The sequence below is a fragment of the Methylobacterium indicum genome, assembly GCF_001043895.1.
Classification (GTDB): domain Bacteria; phylum Pseudomonadota; class Alphaproteobacteria; order Rhizobiales; family Beijerinckiaceae; genus Methylobacterium; species Methylobacterium indicum.
This window is the reverse complement of the sequence record NZ_JTHF01000273.1, coordinates 1-16,757: the sequence shown is the minus strand read 5'-3', so window position 1 is coordinate 16,757 and position 16,757 is coordinate 1. Positions and strand designations below refer to the sequence as shown.

16 protein-coding genes are annotated in these 16,757 nt (G+C 72.9%); 5 read left to right on the top strand and 11 right to left on the bottom strand.

Going from position 1 to position 16,757, the window contains the following annotated elements; translation table 11 throughout:
• On the bottom strand, positions 1-697 hold a 697-nt coding region (locus QR78_RS26795; protein ID WP_048430654.1), incomplete at its 3' end, for a zinc-binding dehydrogenase.
• A 110-nt stretch (positions 698-807) separates the two neighbouring features.
• On the opposite strand from QR78_RS26795, the gene QR78_RS26790 reads away from it, so the two are divergent.
• Complete coding sequence (locus tag QR78_RS26790; protein ID WP_048430653.1) at positions 808-1,695, top strand: LysR family transcriptional regulator; 888 nt, start codon at positions 808-810, stop codon at positions 1,693-1,695.
• Positions 1,696-1,702: 7 nt separating this feature from the next.
• Here the strand turns inward: QR78_RS26790 and QR78_RS26785 are convergent, their stop codons facing one another.
• From QR78_RS26785 to QR78_RS26775, 3 genes are all read right to left on the bottom strand, one after another.
• Complete coding sequence (locus QR78_RS26785) at positions 1,703-2,083, bottom strand: response regulator (protein WP_048430652.1); 381 nt, start codon at positions 2,081-2,083, stop codon at positions 1,703-1,705.
• Between the two features lie 178 nt (positions 2,084-2,261).
• Positions 2,262-2,852: a hypoxanthine phosphoribosyltransferase gene (gene hpt, locus QR78_RS26780; protein WP_048430651.1), complete on the bottom strand. Its 591-nt coding sequence runs from the start codon at positions 2,850-2,852 to the stop codon at positions 2,262-2,264.
• 13 nt (positions 2,853-2,865) lie between these two features.
• Positions 2,866-3,615, bottom strand: coding sequence for a zinc-ribbon domain-containing protein (locus tag QR78_RS26775; RefSeq protein ID WP_048430650.1), 750 nt, complete (start codon positions 3,613-3,615; stop codon positions 2,866-2,868).
• A 135-nt stretch (positions 3,616-3,750) separates the two neighbouring features.
• Here QR78_RS26775 and ftsE point away from each other — a divergent pair, with 135 nt between their 5' ends.
• From ftsE to QR78_RS26760, 3 genes are all read left to right on the top strand, one after another.
• Positions 3,751-4,470, top strand: a complete 720-nt coding sequence (gene ftsE / locus QR78_RS26770; protein WP_048430649.1) for a cell division ATP-binding protein FtsE — start codon at positions 3,751-3,753, stop codon at positions 4,468-4,470.
• 18 nt (positions 4,471-4,488) lie between these two features.
• Positions 4,489-5,448 (top strand): cell division protein FtsX, encoded by a 960-nt coding sequence (locus tag QR78_RS26765; RefSeq protein ID WP_048430648.1) that lies wholly within the window; start codon positions 4,489-4,491, stop codon positions 5,446-5,448.
• 325 nt (positions 5,449-5,773) lie between these two features.
• The gene (locus QR78_RS26760) at positions 5,774-6,523 is read left to right on the top strand and encodes a YdcF family protein (RefSeq protein ID WP_089504181.1); all 750 of its coding nucleotides are present in this window, start codon (positions 5,774-5,776) and stop codon (positions 6,521-6,523) included.
• Positions 6,524-6,572: 49 nt separating this feature from the next.
• Here QR78_RS26760 and QR78_RS26755 read toward each other — a convergent pair whose 3' ends face one another.
• From QR78_RS26755 to lptB, 5 genes are all read right to left on the bottom strand, one after another.
• Positions 6,573-6,890 (bottom strand): hypothetical protein, encoded by a 318-nt coding sequence (locus QR78_RS26755; RefSeq protein WP_048430647.1) that lies wholly within the window; start codon positions 6,888-6,890, stop codon positions 6,573-6,575.
• A 2-nt stretch (positions 6,891-6,892) separates the two neighbouring features.
• Positions 6,893-7,357, bottom strand: a complete 465-nt coding sequence (ptsN, locus tag QR78_RS26750) for a PTS IIA-like nitrogen regulatory protein PtsN (protein WP_048430657.1) — start codon at positions 7,355-7,357, stop codon at positions 6,893-6,895.
• A 90-nt stretch (positions 7,358-7,447) separates the two neighbouring features.
• Positions 7,448-8,059, bottom strand: a complete 612-nt coding sequence (gene hpf, locus QR78_RS26745; RefSeq protein ID WP_048430646.1) for a ribosome hibernation-promoting factor, HPF/YfiA family — start codon at positions 8,057-8,059, stop codon at positions 7,448-7,450.
• A gap of 145 nt (positions 8,060-8,204) precedes the next feature.
• A complete protein-coding gene (gene rpoN / locus QR78_RS26740) occupies positions 8,205-9,800 on the bottom strand; it encodes an RNA polymerase factor sigma-54 (RefSeq protein WP_048430645.1) in 1,596 nt (531 codons plus the stop codon).
• A gap of 410 nt (positions 9,801-10,210) precedes the next feature.
• Positions 10,211-11,032 carry an LPS export ABC transporter ATP-binding protein gene (gene lptB, locus QR78_RS26735; protein WP_048430656.1) on the bottom strand — a complete coding sequence of 274 codons (822 nt, stop codon included), beginning with the start codon at positions 11,030-11,032 and terminating at the stop codon, positions 10,211-10,213.
• A gap of 286 nt (positions 11,033-11,318) precedes the next feature.
• On the opposite strand from lptB, the gene QR78_RS26730 reads away from it, so the two are divergent.
• Positions 11,319-12,563: an amidase gene (locus tag QR78_RS26730; RefSeq protein ID WP_048430644.1), complete on the top strand. Its 1,245-nt coding sequence runs from the start codon at positions 11,319-11,321 to the stop codon at positions 12,561-12,563.
• Between the two features lie 6 nt (positions 12,564-12,569).
• Here the strand turns inward: QR78_RS26730 and QR78_RS26725 are convergent, their stop codons facing one another.
• Positions 12,570-15,305: a bifunctional diguanylate cyclase/phosphodiesterase gene (locus QR78_RS26725; protein WP_048430655.1), complete on the bottom strand. Its 2,736-nt coding sequence runs from the start codon at positions 15,303-15,305 to the stop codon at positions 12,570-12,572.
• 208 nt (positions 15,306-15,513) lie between these two features.
• The coding region (locus QR78_RS26720) for an NAD(P)/FAD-dependent oxidoreductase (RefSeq protein ID WP_048430643.1) at positions 15,514-16,757 on the bottom strand (1,244 nt) is incomplete at its 5' end.

Genomic DNA, 16,757 nt, shown 5'->3' with positions numbered 1-16,757 from the left:
ACGGCGCGGCGCAGTCGAGGGACTTCAGGAGCGTGTCCTTGCCGACCGCATCGTAGACCACCCGCGCCTTGGCGCCGCCGGTCGCCTCCAGGAAGGCCTTGGGCCAGTCGGGATCGGTGAGGTCGATCACCGCCGCGCAGCCGGCCGCGAGCGCCGCGTCCCGCTTCCCCGGCGAGCCGGTGGTGCCGACGACCTTGGCGCCGAGCGCGGTCGCCCAGCGGGTCAGGATCTGGCCGACGCCGCCGGCGGCGGAATGGACCAGCAGCAGGTCGCCCGGCTGCACCGCATGGGTCTTGCGCAGCAGGTACTGCGCGGTCATGCCCTTGAACAGCAGGGAGGCGGCGGCCTCGTCGCCGACGCTCTCGGGCAGCCGCACGAGCTTGTCCGCCGGCACGGTGCGCCGGTCGGCATAGGCGCCGACGCCGGCATTCATGTACGCCACGCGGTCGCCCGGCTTCACGTCCGTGACGCCCGGCCCGACCGCCTCGACCACGCCCGCGGCCTCGAAGCCGAGCCCGGTCGGCCGCTCGAGCGGATAGGCCCCCCGGCGCTGGTAGATGTCGATGAAGTTGAAGCCGATCGCCGTCTGGCGCAGCTGCGCCTCGCCCGCACCGGGTGCGGGCAGGTCCCCGCTCCGCAGGGTCATGACCTGCGGCGGGCCGAACTCGGTGATCACCACGCTGCGCGTCGTCGCCATGACGGACTCTCCTTGTGCCTGCCCCGCTGGTGCCCCCCGGTATGAACCCGCCGGACGCGGTGATAAATCGGGGCCCGCATTCGAGATTCGAAACGCCGGGTTTGCAATCGATGGATCGTCTGTCCGGCATGGAGGCCTTCGCCAAGGCGGTCGAGACGGGGTCCTTCTCGTCGGCCGGCGCGACGCTCGGGCTGTCGCCCCAGGCGGTCGGCAAGCAGGTGCGCCTGCTGGAGGAGCATCTCGGCGTCCGGCTGATCCACCGCACGACGCGCCGCCAGAGCCTGACCGAGGCGGGGCGCGAGCTCTACGAGCGGGTCCGGATCATCCTGGCGGAGGTCGAGGCGGTGGAGGCGGTGGCGGCCCACAGCCAGGCGGTGCCCCGGGGCCGGATCCGCGTGAACGCCCCCGTCACCTTCGGCGCCCACGACCTCGCCCGGGTCCTGCCGGCCTATCTCGCCGCCTATCCGCAGGTCGATGTCGAGCTGACCCTGTCGGACCGCAAGGTCGACCTGATCGAGGAGGGCGACGAGGTGGTCTTCCGCGTCGGACCGCCGGCCGAGGGCGGCCTCGTCGCCCGTCCCTTGCGGCCGATGGAGTTCGCCCTCTGCGCCGCGCCGTCCTATCTCGCGGCCCGGGGCGCGCCGCGCGTGCCGGCCGACCTCCGGCAGCACGAATGCCTGGGCTTTGCCTACATGGCGACCGGGGACCAGTGGCGCTTCGTCGGCCCGGAGGGCCCCGAGACGGTCGAGGTGTCCTACCGGCTCCTGGTGAATAACGGCCAGGCCCTGCTGACGGCGGCGCTCGCCGGCCTCGGCCTGCTGCTGCAGCCGGTCGCGCTCACGCGGGATGCCGTCGCGGCGGGTCAGCTGGTGCCGGTGCTGCCGGCCTACCGGCCGGTCTCCCGCCCGATGCACCTGCTCTATGCGCCCGATCGGCGGATCACCCCGAAGCTGCGCTCGTTCATCGATTTCGCGCTCGCCCGGTTCGCCGGGCCGTGACGGGCCGTCAACGCGCCGCGACCGCTCCGGCGGCGCGCAGGGTGCGGGACACCGTGGCGCGCATGTCGGCGAGGGTGAAGGGCTTCGTCAGCACGTCGGCCACGATCGCGTCGAGGCCGCGGGCGCGCTCGCGCTGGTCGGCAAAGCCGGTCATCAGCAGGATGATCAGGTCGGGATAGTCGCGCTTGGCCGCGAGCGACAGGGCGATGCCGTCCATCAGCGGCATGCGGATGTCGGTCAGCATCAGGTCGAAGGCGCTCTCCGCCAGCCGGTCGAGACCGTCGCTGCCGTCCACCGCCGTCACGACCGTGTGGCCGTCCATCTCCAGCCCGCGCTTCAGGAAGCCGCGGATCGGTTCCTCGTCGTCGACCAGCAGGATGCGCGCCATGTCCTCTCGTCTCTCTGGGTCGAAAAGCTGCGCGAAGACGGGAAGTGTGGTCAGGCGCGCGCCACAGGGTCAAGCGGCAGTTGCGCCGAGGGTTCCGCTTTCGCGCCTTGCGCCGCAACAAGGCCCGGCCGCGTTGCAATCCCGCATCGCTTCCGGGCCTTGCCGGCACCGTCGATCCTCAGGCGATCGCCGTGCCGTCCGACCCCGTGTCGAACAGATCCGGGTCGCCGTCGCCGTAATCGACGAGGCCGACGAAGGGGAGCTGGCGGAAGGCGTGGGCCACGTCCATGCCGTAGCCGACCACGAACACGTCCGGGCAGGTGAAGCCGACGTAATCGGCATCCATCGTCACCGCGCGCTTGCCGGGCTTCTCGAGCAGCACCGTGGTGAGCACCCGCCGCGCCCCGCGGGCCATCAGGAGGTCCTTGGCGTAGACGAGGGTGCGGCCGGATTCGAGGATGTCGTCGATCAGGAGCACGTCGCGGCCACGCACCTCGCTCTCGACGTCGCGCAGGATCGCGACCTGGCCCGAGGACACGGTCGCGGCGCGGTAGCTCGACAGATGGATGAACTCGACCTGCGGCGCCAGCCCGGCCCGGTGCAGGGCGCGGATCAGGTCGGCGGCGAACATGAAGCTGCCCTTCAGCACCGCCACCACCAGGAGGTTCTCCAGCGGCTGGGAGGCGATGGCGCGGGCGATCTCCTCGTTGCGCTGCGCGATGGCGGATTCGTCGAAGAGGACGCGGACGCGGGGCAGGGACGGGGTCATCGGTCTTCGGGGTTCACTTCGGGTTCGTCGGAGCCTTCAGGCTGACTGCAGAATCGTGGCTGTCAACCGCGGCAAAGCGGACCAGCACCTGGCGGCCCTTCGCCGAGGGGCCCGGCAGCTCGGCCCGGAAGCGGGCGGATTCCTCGGGCTCGAGCCGTTCGCGCGGTGCCTCGGCGCGCCAGCGGTAGACGACCTGGCCGTGCTCGTCGCGCAGTTCGAGGCTGAGCGGGGGCACCGCCACGGCCTCCTTGGCGGCGCTCACCACGTCGCCCTCGACCACGAGGCGGCCGGGGCCGGAGGCTTCCGGCACCTGGTAGGCGGCGACGTCCCGGAAGGTCAGGCCGCGCAGGTTCACCGGCAGGCCGATCGCCGCGTAGAGCCGGGCGGTCTGGGGCAGGGCGCGCACGAGGCCGGCGCGGCCGGCCGGCATCAGGGCGGCCGTCACCGCGGCGCAGGCCGCGACCGCGGCCGCCGCCACGGCGAGGCGACGCAGCCGGCCGGTCCCGGGCTCGCCCGATTTCGCGGTCCCGGCCTTGCGCTCCCCGGCCCCGCGCTCGCGGGTCTTGGACGGCGTCGGCTCCGCCGGGGCTTCCGCGGCGGTGAACACCGCCTCGCCGGGGGGCGAGAGCGTCGGCTCGGCGGCGGGGGCCGCCACGAACCAGGGCTCGCGGCAGGCCGCGCAGCGCACGGTGCGCCCGGCCGGTCCGATCTTGCTCGGATCGAGCGTATATTCGCTTGCGCAGGCGGGACAGACGATCAGCATGGCGAATCAGTCGGGCGCGGCACCGAGGCCGGATCACGACTCCTCCCGCTTCAGCCTTAATGCATGGTAAAGCGGCCGGGCCGCGGGAGGCCGGCGAGGCGTCGGGGCTGCCCGAGGACCCGTGATGGAGACCGGATGGACGCGAGAACCGACAGGGGCACCGGCAACAGCCTGCTCGGCGGAATGGACGAGCCGGTGGTCCGGTTCGAGAACGTGGGGATGCGCTACGGGGTCGGCCCCGAGGTCCTGAGCGACATCAGCTTCACCATCGCGCCGCACTCGTTCCAGTTCCTCACCGGCCCGTCGGGCGCCGGCAAGACGACGCTGCTGCGCCTGATCCTGCTCTCGGTGCGGCCGAGCCGGGGCCTCGTCTCGGTGTTCGGCGAGGAGGTGAGCGGCATCTCGAGCGGGGCGCTGACCTCCCTGCGCCGGCGCATGGGCGTGGTCTTCCAGGATTTCCGCCTGCTCGACCACCTCACCACCTACGAGAACGTCGCCCTGCCGCTGCGGGTCCAGGGCCGGGCCGAGACGAGCTACCGGGCCGAGGTGGTGGAACTCCTGCGCTGGGTGGGCCTGGGGGAGCGCATGCACGTCCTGCCGCCGCTCCTGTCGGGCGGCGAGAAGCAGCGCGCGGCGATCGCCCGGGCGCTGATCGCCCGGCCCGAATTGCTGCTCGCCGACGAGCCGACCGGCAACGTCGATCCCCAGCTCGGCCGGCGCCTGCTGCGCCTGTTCGTCGAGCTCAACCGCCTCGGCACCTCGGTGCTGATCGCCACCCACGATTTCGCCCTGATGGACCTCGTCGATGCGCGCCGGTTCGTGCTCGGCAACAACCGCCTGCGGATCGAGGGATGAGCCGCGGGGAGACGCACCATGTCTGACGGGGCCACCCTGGCACGGGGGAAGCGGCGCGAGGCGCCCGCCGCCGACCTGCCGCCGACCTTGCGCCGCAACGCGCCGCTGGTGCCGACCGACACCAGCGCCGGCCGCGCGCTCGCGGCGGTGATCGCGATCCTGACCTTCCTCGCCGCCCTCTGCGCCGGCGGCGCCGAGATCGTCGCCACGAGCGCCGCGCAATGGCAGGGCTCGGTGGCGCAGGAGGTCACGATCCAGGTCCGCCCGAGCCCGGGCCGCGACACCGACGCGGACGTCGCCAAGGCGGCGGCCCTCGCCTCGGCCACCCCCGGCATCGCCGCGACCCGGCCCTTCACCAAGGCGGAATCCGAGCGCCTGCTGGAGCCCTGGCTCGGCACCGGGCTCGATCTCGGCGACCTGCCGGTGCCGCGCCTGATCACGGTGCGGCTGGGCTCCGGGACGCCCGACCTCGGCGACTTGCGCCGGCGCCTGGCGGAATCCCTGCCCGGGGTGGCGAGCCTCGACGACCATGCGCTCTGGCTCTCGCGCCTCTCGACCATGGCCAACACGGTGGTCGGCGTCGGCGTCGCCATCGTCGGGCTGGTGCTCGTCGCCACCGGGCTCGCCGTCACCTTCGCGACCCGCGGCGCCATGGCGGGCAACCGCGAGGTGGTGGAGGTGCTGCACTTCGTCGGGGCCGATGCCGACTTCATCGCCCGCGAGTTCCAGCGCCGCTTCTTCCGCCTGGGGTTGCGCGGCGGGGCGATCGGGGCCGCCGCGGCGCTCGCGGTGATCGGGGCCGGCGGGGCGCTGGCCCGGGTCTGGCGCGCCGGTCCGGCCGGCGACGAGATCGAGGCCCTGTTCGGCGGCTTCGCCATCGGCTGGCGCGGCTATGCCAGCGTGGTGCTGATCGGCGTCATCGCCTCGGTCGTCACCGCGGTCGTCTCGCGGCTCACCGTGCGGCGCTTCCTCGACTGAAACGATTTTCGACTGATCGCGTCGCGATGCGGAAACCGGCGTCGCTCAGGCGCCGTGCCGGCTCGTCATACGGCTGCCCGAAGGGGTCTTCCGGAAGCCGTATGAGCCAGTCTCGCTTCAGAACGCCGCTCGGGCGACAGCCCGACGCCAGGGACCCTCGCTACCGTGGGCCGATAGCCGGGTGCCGGATCCGTCGGCGTGCCCGCTCTTCACAGGGACGCGCCGGCACGGTGAACGAATCGGCCTCCGACGCGGTTGCCTCCGGGTCGCCGCAATCGGCACTATGCTCGACAGGGGTGAGATGACCTCGCGGATGCAGCGTGGAATGACGACGCGAACCGGCGACGTGGTGGGCTGGTGCTGGTCGGGCGGCGGATCCGAGGGACCGCCCCCGGCCCGGTGGAGCCTGCGCCGCCGCCTCGCCCTCGGGGTCGCGGGTCTCGGGCTCGCCTCCGGTCTCGCCCTCGGCCTCGGCTTCCTCGCCTTCGTGGCCGGCCTCGCCCGCGCCGAGCGGCTGCCCCTCGGCCCCTCCGACGGCATCGTGGCGCTGACCGGCGGGGCCCAGCGGATCGAGGACGCGATGGATCTGCTCGCCGGCGGCTACGGCCGGCGGCTGCTGATCACCGGCGTCAACGAGCGCACCAGCCGCGAGGAGATCGCCCGGCTCAATCCCGGCCAGCAGCACCTGATGGCCTGCTGCGTCGACCTCGACTACCGGGCCCGCAACACCATCGGCAACGCCATCGAGATCCGGCGCTGGATGCGCGAGAACGGATTCCAGAGCGTCGCGGTGGTGACCTCGAACTATCACATGCCCCGCACCCTGGTGGAACTCGACCACGCCCTCGAGGGCGGCCACCGGGTCGTGCCGCACCCCGTCGTCTCGGAGGGGATCGACCCCGACCAGTGGTGGCGCCATCCGGCCTCGGCGCGGCTCCTCGCCTCCGAATACGCGAAGCTCCTGGTCGCCTGGGTCCGCACCCGCTTCGAGACCGATCCCGAGCATTCGAGCGCGGCGGTGCTGGTCAGCCGCGGTCATCCGGTGAAGGTGGTGGCCGAGCCGCTGGTGCGGTGAGGCACGGAACCGGGACGCGGGTCTCCGGGCCCGCCGGCGCAGGGGCCGCCTACCGCCCCTTGCAGCGCGTCCGCAGCAGCTCCGAAAATTCCTTCTCCGAGCCCTGGACCTGAGCCAGGCGCTCGCCGCGCTCCGCGCCCGAGAGGCAGCGACCGTAGACGGTGGCGGCGCGGCGCATCGTGTCGACGTGCTGGCGCCAGCCGCGGCAGCGGTCGGCATCGCTGTCGCCGAGCATCTCGAGGCGCTCGATCGCGGTCTTCTGCGAGGATTGCGCCACCAGGAGGTCGCGGGCGCAGGTGCCGTCGACGGCGTGCGCCGGGGCGGCCGCGGCGAGGAGGCACGCCGCGGCGAGGAGGGAAGTCCGCATCGTCACGCCGCCTGGGCGGGGGATTGGGTCAGGAGGGCGTAGAGCGCGTCGGCGTCGCGGGCCGCACGGATGCGGTCGATGATGCCGGGCTCGCGCAGCACCCGGGCGACCCGGGCGAGCGCCTTCAGGTGGTCGGCGCCGGCGCCTTCGGGGGCGAGCAGCAGGAAGGCGATGTCGACCGGCTGGCCGTCGAGCGCCTCGAAATCGATCGGGCGCTCGAGGCGGGCCATCAGGCCGAACAGGGTGTCGAGCCCCGGCAGCTTGCCGTGCGGGATCGCCACGCCCTCGCCGATGCCGGTCGAGCCCAGGCGTTCGCGCTGCAGGAGCGTCTCGAAGATCTCCCGCTCGTCCAGGCCCGGCAGATGGCGGGCCGCGTGGGCGGCCAGCTCCTGCAGGACCTGCTTTTTCCCCTGCGCCCGCAGCGCCGGGAGGACCGCCTCCGGCTTCAGGAATTCCAGCAATGGCATCGAGACCGCTGCCTCATCGGCGGGGAGCGCCCGGGCGCCCCGCACTTGTTCCAGGACCGGAGGCCTTCCGGGAGAGGAGGAATTCCCCGCTCACGGAGTGCCGCGTTCCGGCGGATCGATCCACCCGATCGCGCCGTCGCCCCGCCGGTATACGACGTTGACCCGTTCGGTGCCAGCGTGAACGAAGACGAGGACGGGGACACCGGTGAGGTCGAGTTCCACCACCGCCTCGCTCACCGTGCGCCGGTGCAGGGTGCGGGTGCTCTCGGCGATGATCGGCGGGTGCTCGCCGGTATCCTCCTCCGGCGCCTCGAACACCGAATAGGCCGCTTCCATCACGGCGGCGGATCCGGGCAGGCTCCCCGGCAGGCCGCCATCGAGGCCGACTTCCTTGGCGTGGCCGTTCGGGTGGGCCTTGAGGCGGTGCTTGTAGCGGCGCAGGCGCTTCTCGATCCGCTCGGCGGTCTGGTCGAAGCTCGCATGCGCGTCGTGGGCGGTGCCGGACGCTTCGAGCGTGATGCCCGAGGGCAGGTGCAGCACGCAATCGGTGCGGTAGGCTCCGCCGTCCCGCGCGACCGTCACGTGGCCGTGGTAGGCACCGTCGAAGTACTTGGCGAGGGCCGCGGAGATCCGCTCCTCCACCCGTGTCCTCAGGGCTTCCCCCAGATCCACGCCACGACCCGACACGCGCAACGCTGCCATTGGCTCCCTCCGGTCTCGTCGTTCGCCGGCCCGCGTCCCGGGGACGTCTCCGGCGCGGGGCCAGCGCCTCAAGAGCTAGGAACGCCCGGACGCGAAGTCAACGAAGCCGGCTCAGCTTAAAGGACGAGGCGATCGGGCCTTGCCGTCACCGCGCCGGCATCGCGGCGCGCTCGCGCCGGCGCTCGATCGAGGAAGGGATGCGCAGGGATTCCCGGTACTTGGCCACCGTGCGGCGGGCGATGTCGACGCCCTCGCCGCGCAGGCGCTGCACCAGGGCATCGTCCGACAGGACGTCGTTGGCCTCGCCGTCGATGAGCTGCTTGATGCGGTGGCGCACGGCCTCCGACGAATGGGCGGCCGCGCCCGCCGCCCCGGGGATCGCCGCGGTGAAGAAGTACTTCATCTCGAAGGTGCCGCGGCTGGTGCCGATCGACTTGTTCGAGGTCACCCGCGAGACGGTGGATTCGTGCATGCCGATCGCGTCGGCGACGGTCTTCAGGTTGAGCGGCCGCAGGTGGGCGACGCCGTTGACGAAGAACCCGTCCTGCTGGCGCACGATCTCGCTCGCCACCTTCAGGATGGTGCGGGCGCGCTGCTCCAGGCTGCGGGTGAGCCAGTTGGCGGTCTGGAGGCATTCCGACAGGAAAGCCTTGTCGGTGTCGGTCTGCGCGCCGCGGGTGACGGTGGCGTAGTAGCTCTGGTTGACGAGGACCCGCGGCAGGGCCTCGCTGTTGAGCTCGACGAGCCAGGATCCGTCGGGGGCCGCGCGCACGAACACGTCCGGCACCAGCACCTCGACCGGGCCGGCCCCGAAGGCGCGGCCGGGCTTGGGATCGAGGCGGCGCAGCTCCGACAGCATGTCGGCGAGGTCCTCGTCGTCGACCCCGCAGAGGCGCCGCAGGGAGGCGAGGTCGCGCTTGGCGACGAGGTCGAGGCGCGAGACCAGGGCCTGCATCGCCGGGTCGAACCGGTCCTGCTCGCGCAGCTGGATCGCCAGGCATTCGGCGAGGTCGCGGGCGCCGACGCCCGAGGGGTCGAAGCCCTGGACCAGGGCCAGCACCCGCTCGACGACGGGCAGGCCCACGCCGAGGCGCTCGGCGAGCCCGGCCAGGTCCTCGCGCAGGTACCCGGCCTCGTCGATCGCATCGACCAGGAAGCCGCCGACCAGCCGCTCGACGGGATCGCGGGTGGCGAGGTCGAGCTGGGCCGAGAGGTGCTCGTGCAGCGAGGATTCGCTCGTCAGCGTCGCCTCGAAATCCGGCGCCTCGCCGTCGAAGCTGCCGCCGGCATTGCCCCACGGGGCGGGGGTCAGCGACAGCCCCTCGGACCCCGTCGGCGCCTCGCGGCCCACCGGGCCGTCATCGGGAAACACGTTGTCGAGGCGGGTGCCGAGATCGCCCTCGATCGCGCTGCGGCTCGGGTTCAGGTCGTGCGACAGCCAGGGCTCGGCCGATCCCTCTCCCGAGAAGCCCTCGCCATCGAACCCGTCGCCGTCGCCCCCGTCCCGGGACGCGTCCGACGCCTCGCCATAGTTCTCACCATGGCTCTCGCCCCTGGACTCGCCGGCCTCCGGCGCCTCGGCCTCGGCCCGCTCCAGGAGCGGATTGCGCTCGAGCTCGGCATCGACATAGGCGGCGAGGTCGAGATGGGAGAGTTGCAGAAGCTTGATCGCCTGCAGGAGTTGCGGCGTCATCACCAGGGCCTGGCCCTGGCGCATCTCGAGCCGTTGCAGCAAACCCATCAGCCAGCCCCGACATGCGACGCCCCGGTTCCGGCCGGGGTCGGCACGACTCTTGCTTCATCTCGCTGGACGTAGCTTTAAACCGAAGCGGGGCACGCGTCAAAGCGGACGTGACGGACCGGCCCCGGCCCAGCGCCCAGGGTGGCGTCGGGAGTGATCCGGCGCCAGTGGAAAAAAGGCGTGTCGCGACCGGGCGGCCGCCGCGACCCAGAGGGAGACGGGTCGATCGACCGGGTGACGCAGAAAGAGCGGTTCGCCGATCCGGCGCGAGGACCGGTTCCGCCCGCGGAGTTGCACGGCACGGTACACGACACGGCAGGTCGTGCGGTGCCGGCGCGGCGCTGTTCCGGAGGGCGCCGGTCGGAACGGGCCCGCCTCTTCCGGAAGCGTGCTTCCTTATCTTGCGCCCGCTACAGCCGGAAATCCTCGCCGAGATAGAGCCGCCGCACGTCCTCGTCGGCGACGATCTCCTCGGGCGTGCCCTCGGTGAGGATGCGGCCCGAATGGACGATGTAGGCCCGGTCGATCAGGCCGAGCGTCTCGCGCACGTTGTGGTCGGTGATGAGCACGCCGATGCCACGGCCCTTCAGGTGCATCACCAGTTCCTGGATGTCCCCGACCGCGATCGGGTCGATGCCCGCGAAGGGCTCGTCCAGCAGCATGAACGAGGGGGAGGAGGCGAGCGCCCGGGCGATCTCGCAGCGCCGCCGCTCGCCGCCCGACAGCGCGATCGAGGGCGACTTGCGCAGGCGGGTGATGTTGAACTCTTCCAGCAGCGAATCGAGCTTGCGCTCGCGGGTCTTGCGGTCGGGCTCCACCACCTCGAGCACCGCCCGGATGTTGTCCTCGACGTTGAGGCCGCGGAAGATCGAGGCTTCCTGCGGCAGGTAGCCGATGCCGAGGCGGGCGCGCTGGTACATCGGCAGCCGGGTGATCTCCTGCCCGTCGAGGCTGATCGTGCCGCGATCGGCCGAGACGAGGCCGGTGATCATGTAGAAGATCGTGGTCTTGCCGGCGCCGTTGGGGCCGAGCAGGCCCACCGCCTCGCCGTTGCGCACGGTCAGGCCGGCATCGTGCACCACGGTGCGGGCGCCGTAGCTCTTCTTGAGGCCGGCCACCGCCAGGATGCCGGGCCCGCCGAAGCCCTCGGCGGCGCCGTCCGCTCCCGCCGTCCCCGCCTCGGCCCGGCGCCCGCGGCCGAACAGGCGCCCGAGGCGCGACACGACCGGCATCGCCTGAGCCGGAACCGTCTGGGCTTGCAGGGACAGGGCGGAGGGACAGGTCACGGGCTCTCTCGCGAAGGTGCCGGCGAAGGAGACCGGCTTTTCGGCGTCCCGTCGCATCGGCCTGATCCGCCCCAGGCGGCCGTGCGGCGGGTGAACGGCGCCGGTTTAGCCGAAGCCGGCCCCCGGCCGCAACGCGCTCGAAGTTCCGCCGGGCCTTGCTTCGTGTTCTGGAACACACGACCACAATGCGCTTACAAAGTCGTTCCCACGATCCCTCCGTCCGGACGGCCCGATGCTCTCGCTCCTCGACCTCTGCGCCCGAATCGAGTCCGGCCGGCTGACGCCCGCGGGGGCGGTCGGCCTCGTGCGCGAGGCCATCGCGGCCCGCGAGCCGGCGGTCGGCGCCCTGGTCTGCACCGATCCGGCCCCCGCCATCCCGACGACGGGGCCGCTCGCGGGAATCGCGGTCGGCATCAAGGACATCATCGACACCGCCGACCTGCCGACCGCCATGGGCTCGCCCCTCTACGAGGGCTGGCGCCCGCGCGCCGACGCGCCGGTGGTGGCGCGCCTCAAGCGCCTCGGCGCGGTGCCGCTCGCCAAGACCACCACGACGCCCTTCGCCTTCCTCGACCCGACCGCGACCCGCAACCCGCATCACCCCGGGCACACCCCCGGCGGCTCATCGGCGGGATCCGCCGCCGCGGTGGCGGCCGGGATGCTGCCGCTGGCGCTCGGCACCCAGACCGGCGGCTCGATCATCCGCCCGGCGGCGTTCTGCGGCGTCGTCGGGGTGAAGCCCTCGTTCCGGCTGCTGCCGACGGTCGGGGTGAAGTGCTATTCCTGGGCGCTGGACACCCTGGGCCTGTTCGCCGCGAGCGTCCCGGATGCCGCCCACGCATTGGCGCTCCTCGCCGATCGGCCGGTCATTGCGCTCCGGGGCGATCCCGGGGGCCTTCGCATCGGGATCGTGCGCCAGGATTTCTGCGCGGCCCCCGACCCGGAGGCGGAGGCCGCGCTCGCCCGCGCCGCCCGTGCCGCCGAGCGGGCCGGCGCGCGCGTGCAGGACTACGCCCTGCCGGCCTCGTTCGGCGAGGCCTTCGCGGTCCACGGCACGATCCAGGATCACGAGGTGCGGCAGAGCCTCGCCTGGGAATACACCACTCACCGCGATGCCCTGCCGCCGCGCCTGCGCGCGGCCCTCGATGCCGCGCAGGACATCGAGACGGCGGCCTACGATGCGGCGCGGCGCACCGCCCACCACGCCCGCCGCGGCCTGAAGGACGTTTTTTCGCAGGACGGCCTCGACGTGATCCTGACCTACGCGGCGCCCGGCGCGGCGCCGGCCGGCCTCGACCACACGGGCGATTCGCGCTTCAACCGCCTCTGGACCCTGATGGGCGTGCCCTGCGTCACCCTTCCGGTCGAGCGCACCTCCGCCGGCCTGCCGGTCGGCGTGCAGGTGATCGCCCGCTTCGGCGACGACGGACGGGCGCTCGCCGCGGCGGGGCTGATCGAGCGGGCGCTGCGGGATTAGGAGAGGTCAGGCGGCGGCCCGGCCGTCGCCGGCGGACCCGGTCCCCCGCAGCTCGCCCACCGGGCAGGGCCGGCCGAACAGGTAGCCCTGCAGCTCGTCGCACCCCGCCGCGCGCAGGATCGCGGCCTGCTCCTCGGTCTCGACGCCCTCGGCCAGCACGATCATGCCGAGGGCCCGGCCGAGGCCGACCGTCGCCCGGACGATCTCGCCGCTGCCGGCCTCCTCGCCGCCGTCCTGGCCCAGGCCCCGCACGAAGCACTGGTCGATCTTGATCTTGTCGAAGGGGAAGCGGCGCAGGTAGCTCAGGGACGAGTAGCCGGTGCCGAAATCGTCCATCGCGGTGCTGACCCCGAGGGCGCGCAGGCGATGCAGGATGGCGAGCGTCGCCTCGTCGTCCTGGAGCAGGACCGATTCGGTGATCTCGAGTTCGAGCCGCGTCGGCGACAGGCCGCTCGCCGCGAGCGCCCCCGCGACCTCCTCCACGAGGGCGTCGCCGACGAACTGCACCGGGGAGAGGTTCACCGCCACCTTGAGGCCCGCCGGCCAGGCGGCGGCGTCGACGCAGGCCCGGGCCAGCGCCCAGGCGCCGAGCCGGCGGATCTGCCCGGTCGCCTCGGCGATCGGGATGAACTCGGCCGGGCTGACGAAGCCCTCGCGCGGGTGGCGCCAGCGCAGCAGGGCCTCCCGGGCGCGCAGGCCCGAGCCGTCGGCGGCGACGATCGGCTGGTAGTAGAGCTCGAACTGGCCCTCGGCCAGGGCGGTGCGCAGGTCGGTGCCGAGCTGGCGGCGGCGCTGGAGGTCGGCATCCATCGCCGGGTCGAAGAAGCGCCAGCCGTTCCGTCCCGCGGCCTTGACCTGGTAGAGCGCCACGTCGGCCCGGCGCAGCACCTCGGCGGTCGTGATCTCGCCGGCTTCCGTCGTGGCGATGCCGATCGAGGTCCCGATGCCGACCTCGTGGCCCTGGACCTCGAACGGCACCCGCAGGAGCCGCACGATGCGCTCGGCCAGGGCGGCGATCCCCGCCGGATGCGAGGGGGCGCAGCGCATCACCGCGAACTCGTCGCCGCCCAGCCGCCCGACCAGGGCCGTGGCGCCGACCGCCTCCTGCAGCCGCAGGCCCACCTGGCGCAGCAGGTCGTCGCCGACCGCGTGGCCGTAGGTGTCGTTGACGTCCTTGAATCCGTCGAGGTCGAGGCAGAGCACGCTCACCGCCTCGTCCGCGGCCCGTGCGGCCAAGGCCGCGTCCACCCGGTCCTGCATCCGGGCGCGGTTCGGCAGCCCGGTCAGGGCGTCGTGGGCGGCCATGTGGGCGATGCGCTGCTCGGCCCGGCGCTGCTCGGTCACGTCCTCGTGGGTGGAGAGCCAGCCGCCGCCCGGGACCGCCACGTGCACGACCGCCACGGCCCGCCCGTCGGCGAGGTCGCAGGTGAAGCTCGCCGTGGGGCTCGTCGCGGAATTCGCGGGGCCGCCGCTGCCGGCGCTGCGGCGGCACGCCGTCACCAGGGCGCTCTCCCACCCGCAATCCGCCCCCAGATGGCCGAGCAGGGCCGCGACCGGCGTGCCGCGCCGGCGCAGGGCATCCGGCACCGCGTGCATCTGCGCGTAGCGCGCATTCATCACGATCAGCCGGTTGTCGCGGTCGAACAGGCACAGGCCCTGGGTCATGTGGTCGAGGGCGACGCCGAACTGGGCCTGCTGGGCGTTCAGCTCCTGCTCGCCGCGCTCGCGCGCCTCGGCCGCCGCCCGGGCGGCCTCCGACTCGGCGAGACGTTCCTGGGCCCGCATCTGGCGCAGGCCGAGCAGCACCATCCCGGCGAGGCCGAGATCGAGCACCAGGGCGCCCGCGCCGATGAGCCAGGCCTGCCGGCGCCAGGCGGCGAGCCCGGCCTCGGCCGTGCGGCTGACGCTCAGGATGAGCGGGTAGCGCGCCAGCGGCCGGGTCGAGGCGATGCGGTCGCGCCCGTCGATCGGGCTGACGGTGCGCATCACGCCGCCGGCCGGGCGCGTGAACGCGATGCGCAGGGCGGCCGCTCCCGTGAAGGTCTGGCCGATGCTGCCCTCGCGCTGGGGATGACGGACGAGGAGCGTGCCGTCGTCGCGGAAGACCGAGATCACGTAGTCGCTGGCCGGGGCGATCGCCGCGTAGAGGCGTTCGAGGTAGCCGAGCTCGACTGCGCCGAGCACGAGGCCGAGGAACGCACCGTCCGGCGCCCGCACCTTGCGGGCGATGTAGATCGTCCAGGCCCCGTCGCCGCGGTTCTGGAACGGGCGGCTGATCACCCGGTCGAGCGCCGGATCCGTCGCCAGCGCCCGGAAATAGTCCCGGTCGGCGATGTTGACCGTCGGGATCGGCCAGTAGCGGCTGAAGTTCAGGAGGTTGCCGTCCCGGTCGATGATCGTGACGGCGTTCGCCTGCGGCAGGGCGGTGATGCGCGTCTTCAGTGCCTCGTGCAGGGACTGCCGCCTGGCGAAGGCGATGTAGTCTTCCTCATGGACGATCCCGGCGGCCCGGACCTCGCCGATCATGCTGTCCTGCACCAGCTCGATGGCCTGCAGCGCCCGCTCGGCCTGGTCGGCGAGGACGGTCGAGAGCCCGACGAGATTGCGCTCCGTGTCGACGATCGCCTGACGGTGCAGGTTGCGCACGAGCAGGCCGGCGCCGCCGGCGATCACCGCCGCCAGCAGGCCGGCGGACACGGCCATCATCTGGAAGGAGCGCCCGCGCCGGGCCGGGGACGTCATGTCGGTCTTCGGGCCCACGAGTCTCATCTGGTCGGCACGGTCGCGGCGATGGGGCCGGTGTGTCCGGAGATGTTTAAAGAGTCGTGAAAACGTTTCCAGATATCCGCGGCCTTCGGGTGTGTTTCGGAAGATAAACCACGGTCTCGTCCCCGCCCCGTAGGGCATGGGATGATTGATGCGGTGCCCGGAACAACCGGAAATCCCGGTCCTACAACCCTCCATCCCGCAGCCGATACCAGGCGACCACCGCCGAAGCGTAGAGCCGGTGCAGGCTGTGGAGCGGCAGCGGGGTGATCGGCGTGGGGGCGATCGGCAGGGCGTCGGCATCGTCCCGGGCGACGAACCGCGCGATGGCCTGGCCCATCCGGGTCTGGAGGCCGACGCCGCGGCCCTGGCAGCCGATGTCGATCAGGAGGCCGGGCTCGGGCGCGTGCAGGTGGGGCAGGTAGTCCCGGGTGACCGCGACCCGCCCGCACCAGCGATGGTCGAAGCCGATGCCGGCGAGCTGCGGAAAGAGTTTCGGGACGATCCGCTCCAGATGCGCCCAGTCGCCGGCGCCCTTCGGCTCGCGGAACGGGCCGCGCCCGCCGAGGAGCAGCCGCCCGGTATGGTCGAGGCGGAAATACAGTAGCAGCTTGCGGGTGTCGGAGGAGACCTGGCCCTCGGGCAGGACGCTGCGGCGCAGGTTGTCGGAGAGCGGCGTCGTCGCGACCTGGAACGAGTTGGCGGCGATGATGGTCTGGCGCAGATTCGGCCACAGGTCGCCCGAATAGCCGTTGGTGCAGAGCACCACCCGCTCGGCGGTGAGGCTCGGGCCGCGCCCCGTCCGCACCGTCCAGGTCGCCCCCTGGCGCGACAGGCCGGTGACCGGGGTCTCGGTGTGGATGCGGGCGCCCGCCGCCAGTGCCGCCCGGGCGAGGCCGCGGGCGTAGGAGAGCGGCTGCACCGCGCCGCCGCGCCCGTCGAGCCAGCCGCCGAGATAGCGCTCGGAGCCGATCAGCCGGGCGGCCTCGGCCTTGTCGAGGAGGCGGGTCGGCGCGCCGCGCCGCGCCCATTGCTCCGCCCGGCGCTCGGCCTGCACCAGCCCGTCCGCGGTGTGGGCGCCCTGGATCCACCCGGTGCGGGTATGCGGCACGTCCATCCGGTGCTTCGCGATGAGGTCGAACACCGCATCCGCCGTGCCGGCCCCGAAGGTCGCGAGGCGCTCGCCGCGCTCCGCCCCGAACATCGCCACCAGTTCGTCGGGATCGTGCTTGAGGCCGGGGATCACCTGGCCGCCGTTGCGGCCCGAGCCGCCGAAGCCGATCTCGCGGGCTTCCAGCAGCACCGGCTTCAACCCGGCCTCGGCGAGATGGAGCGCCGTCGACAGGCCGCAGAACCCGCCGCCGATCACCACCACGTCGGCCCGGCCGGATTCGGCGAGCGGCGCGGTCGCCGAATCCGGCCGGGCCG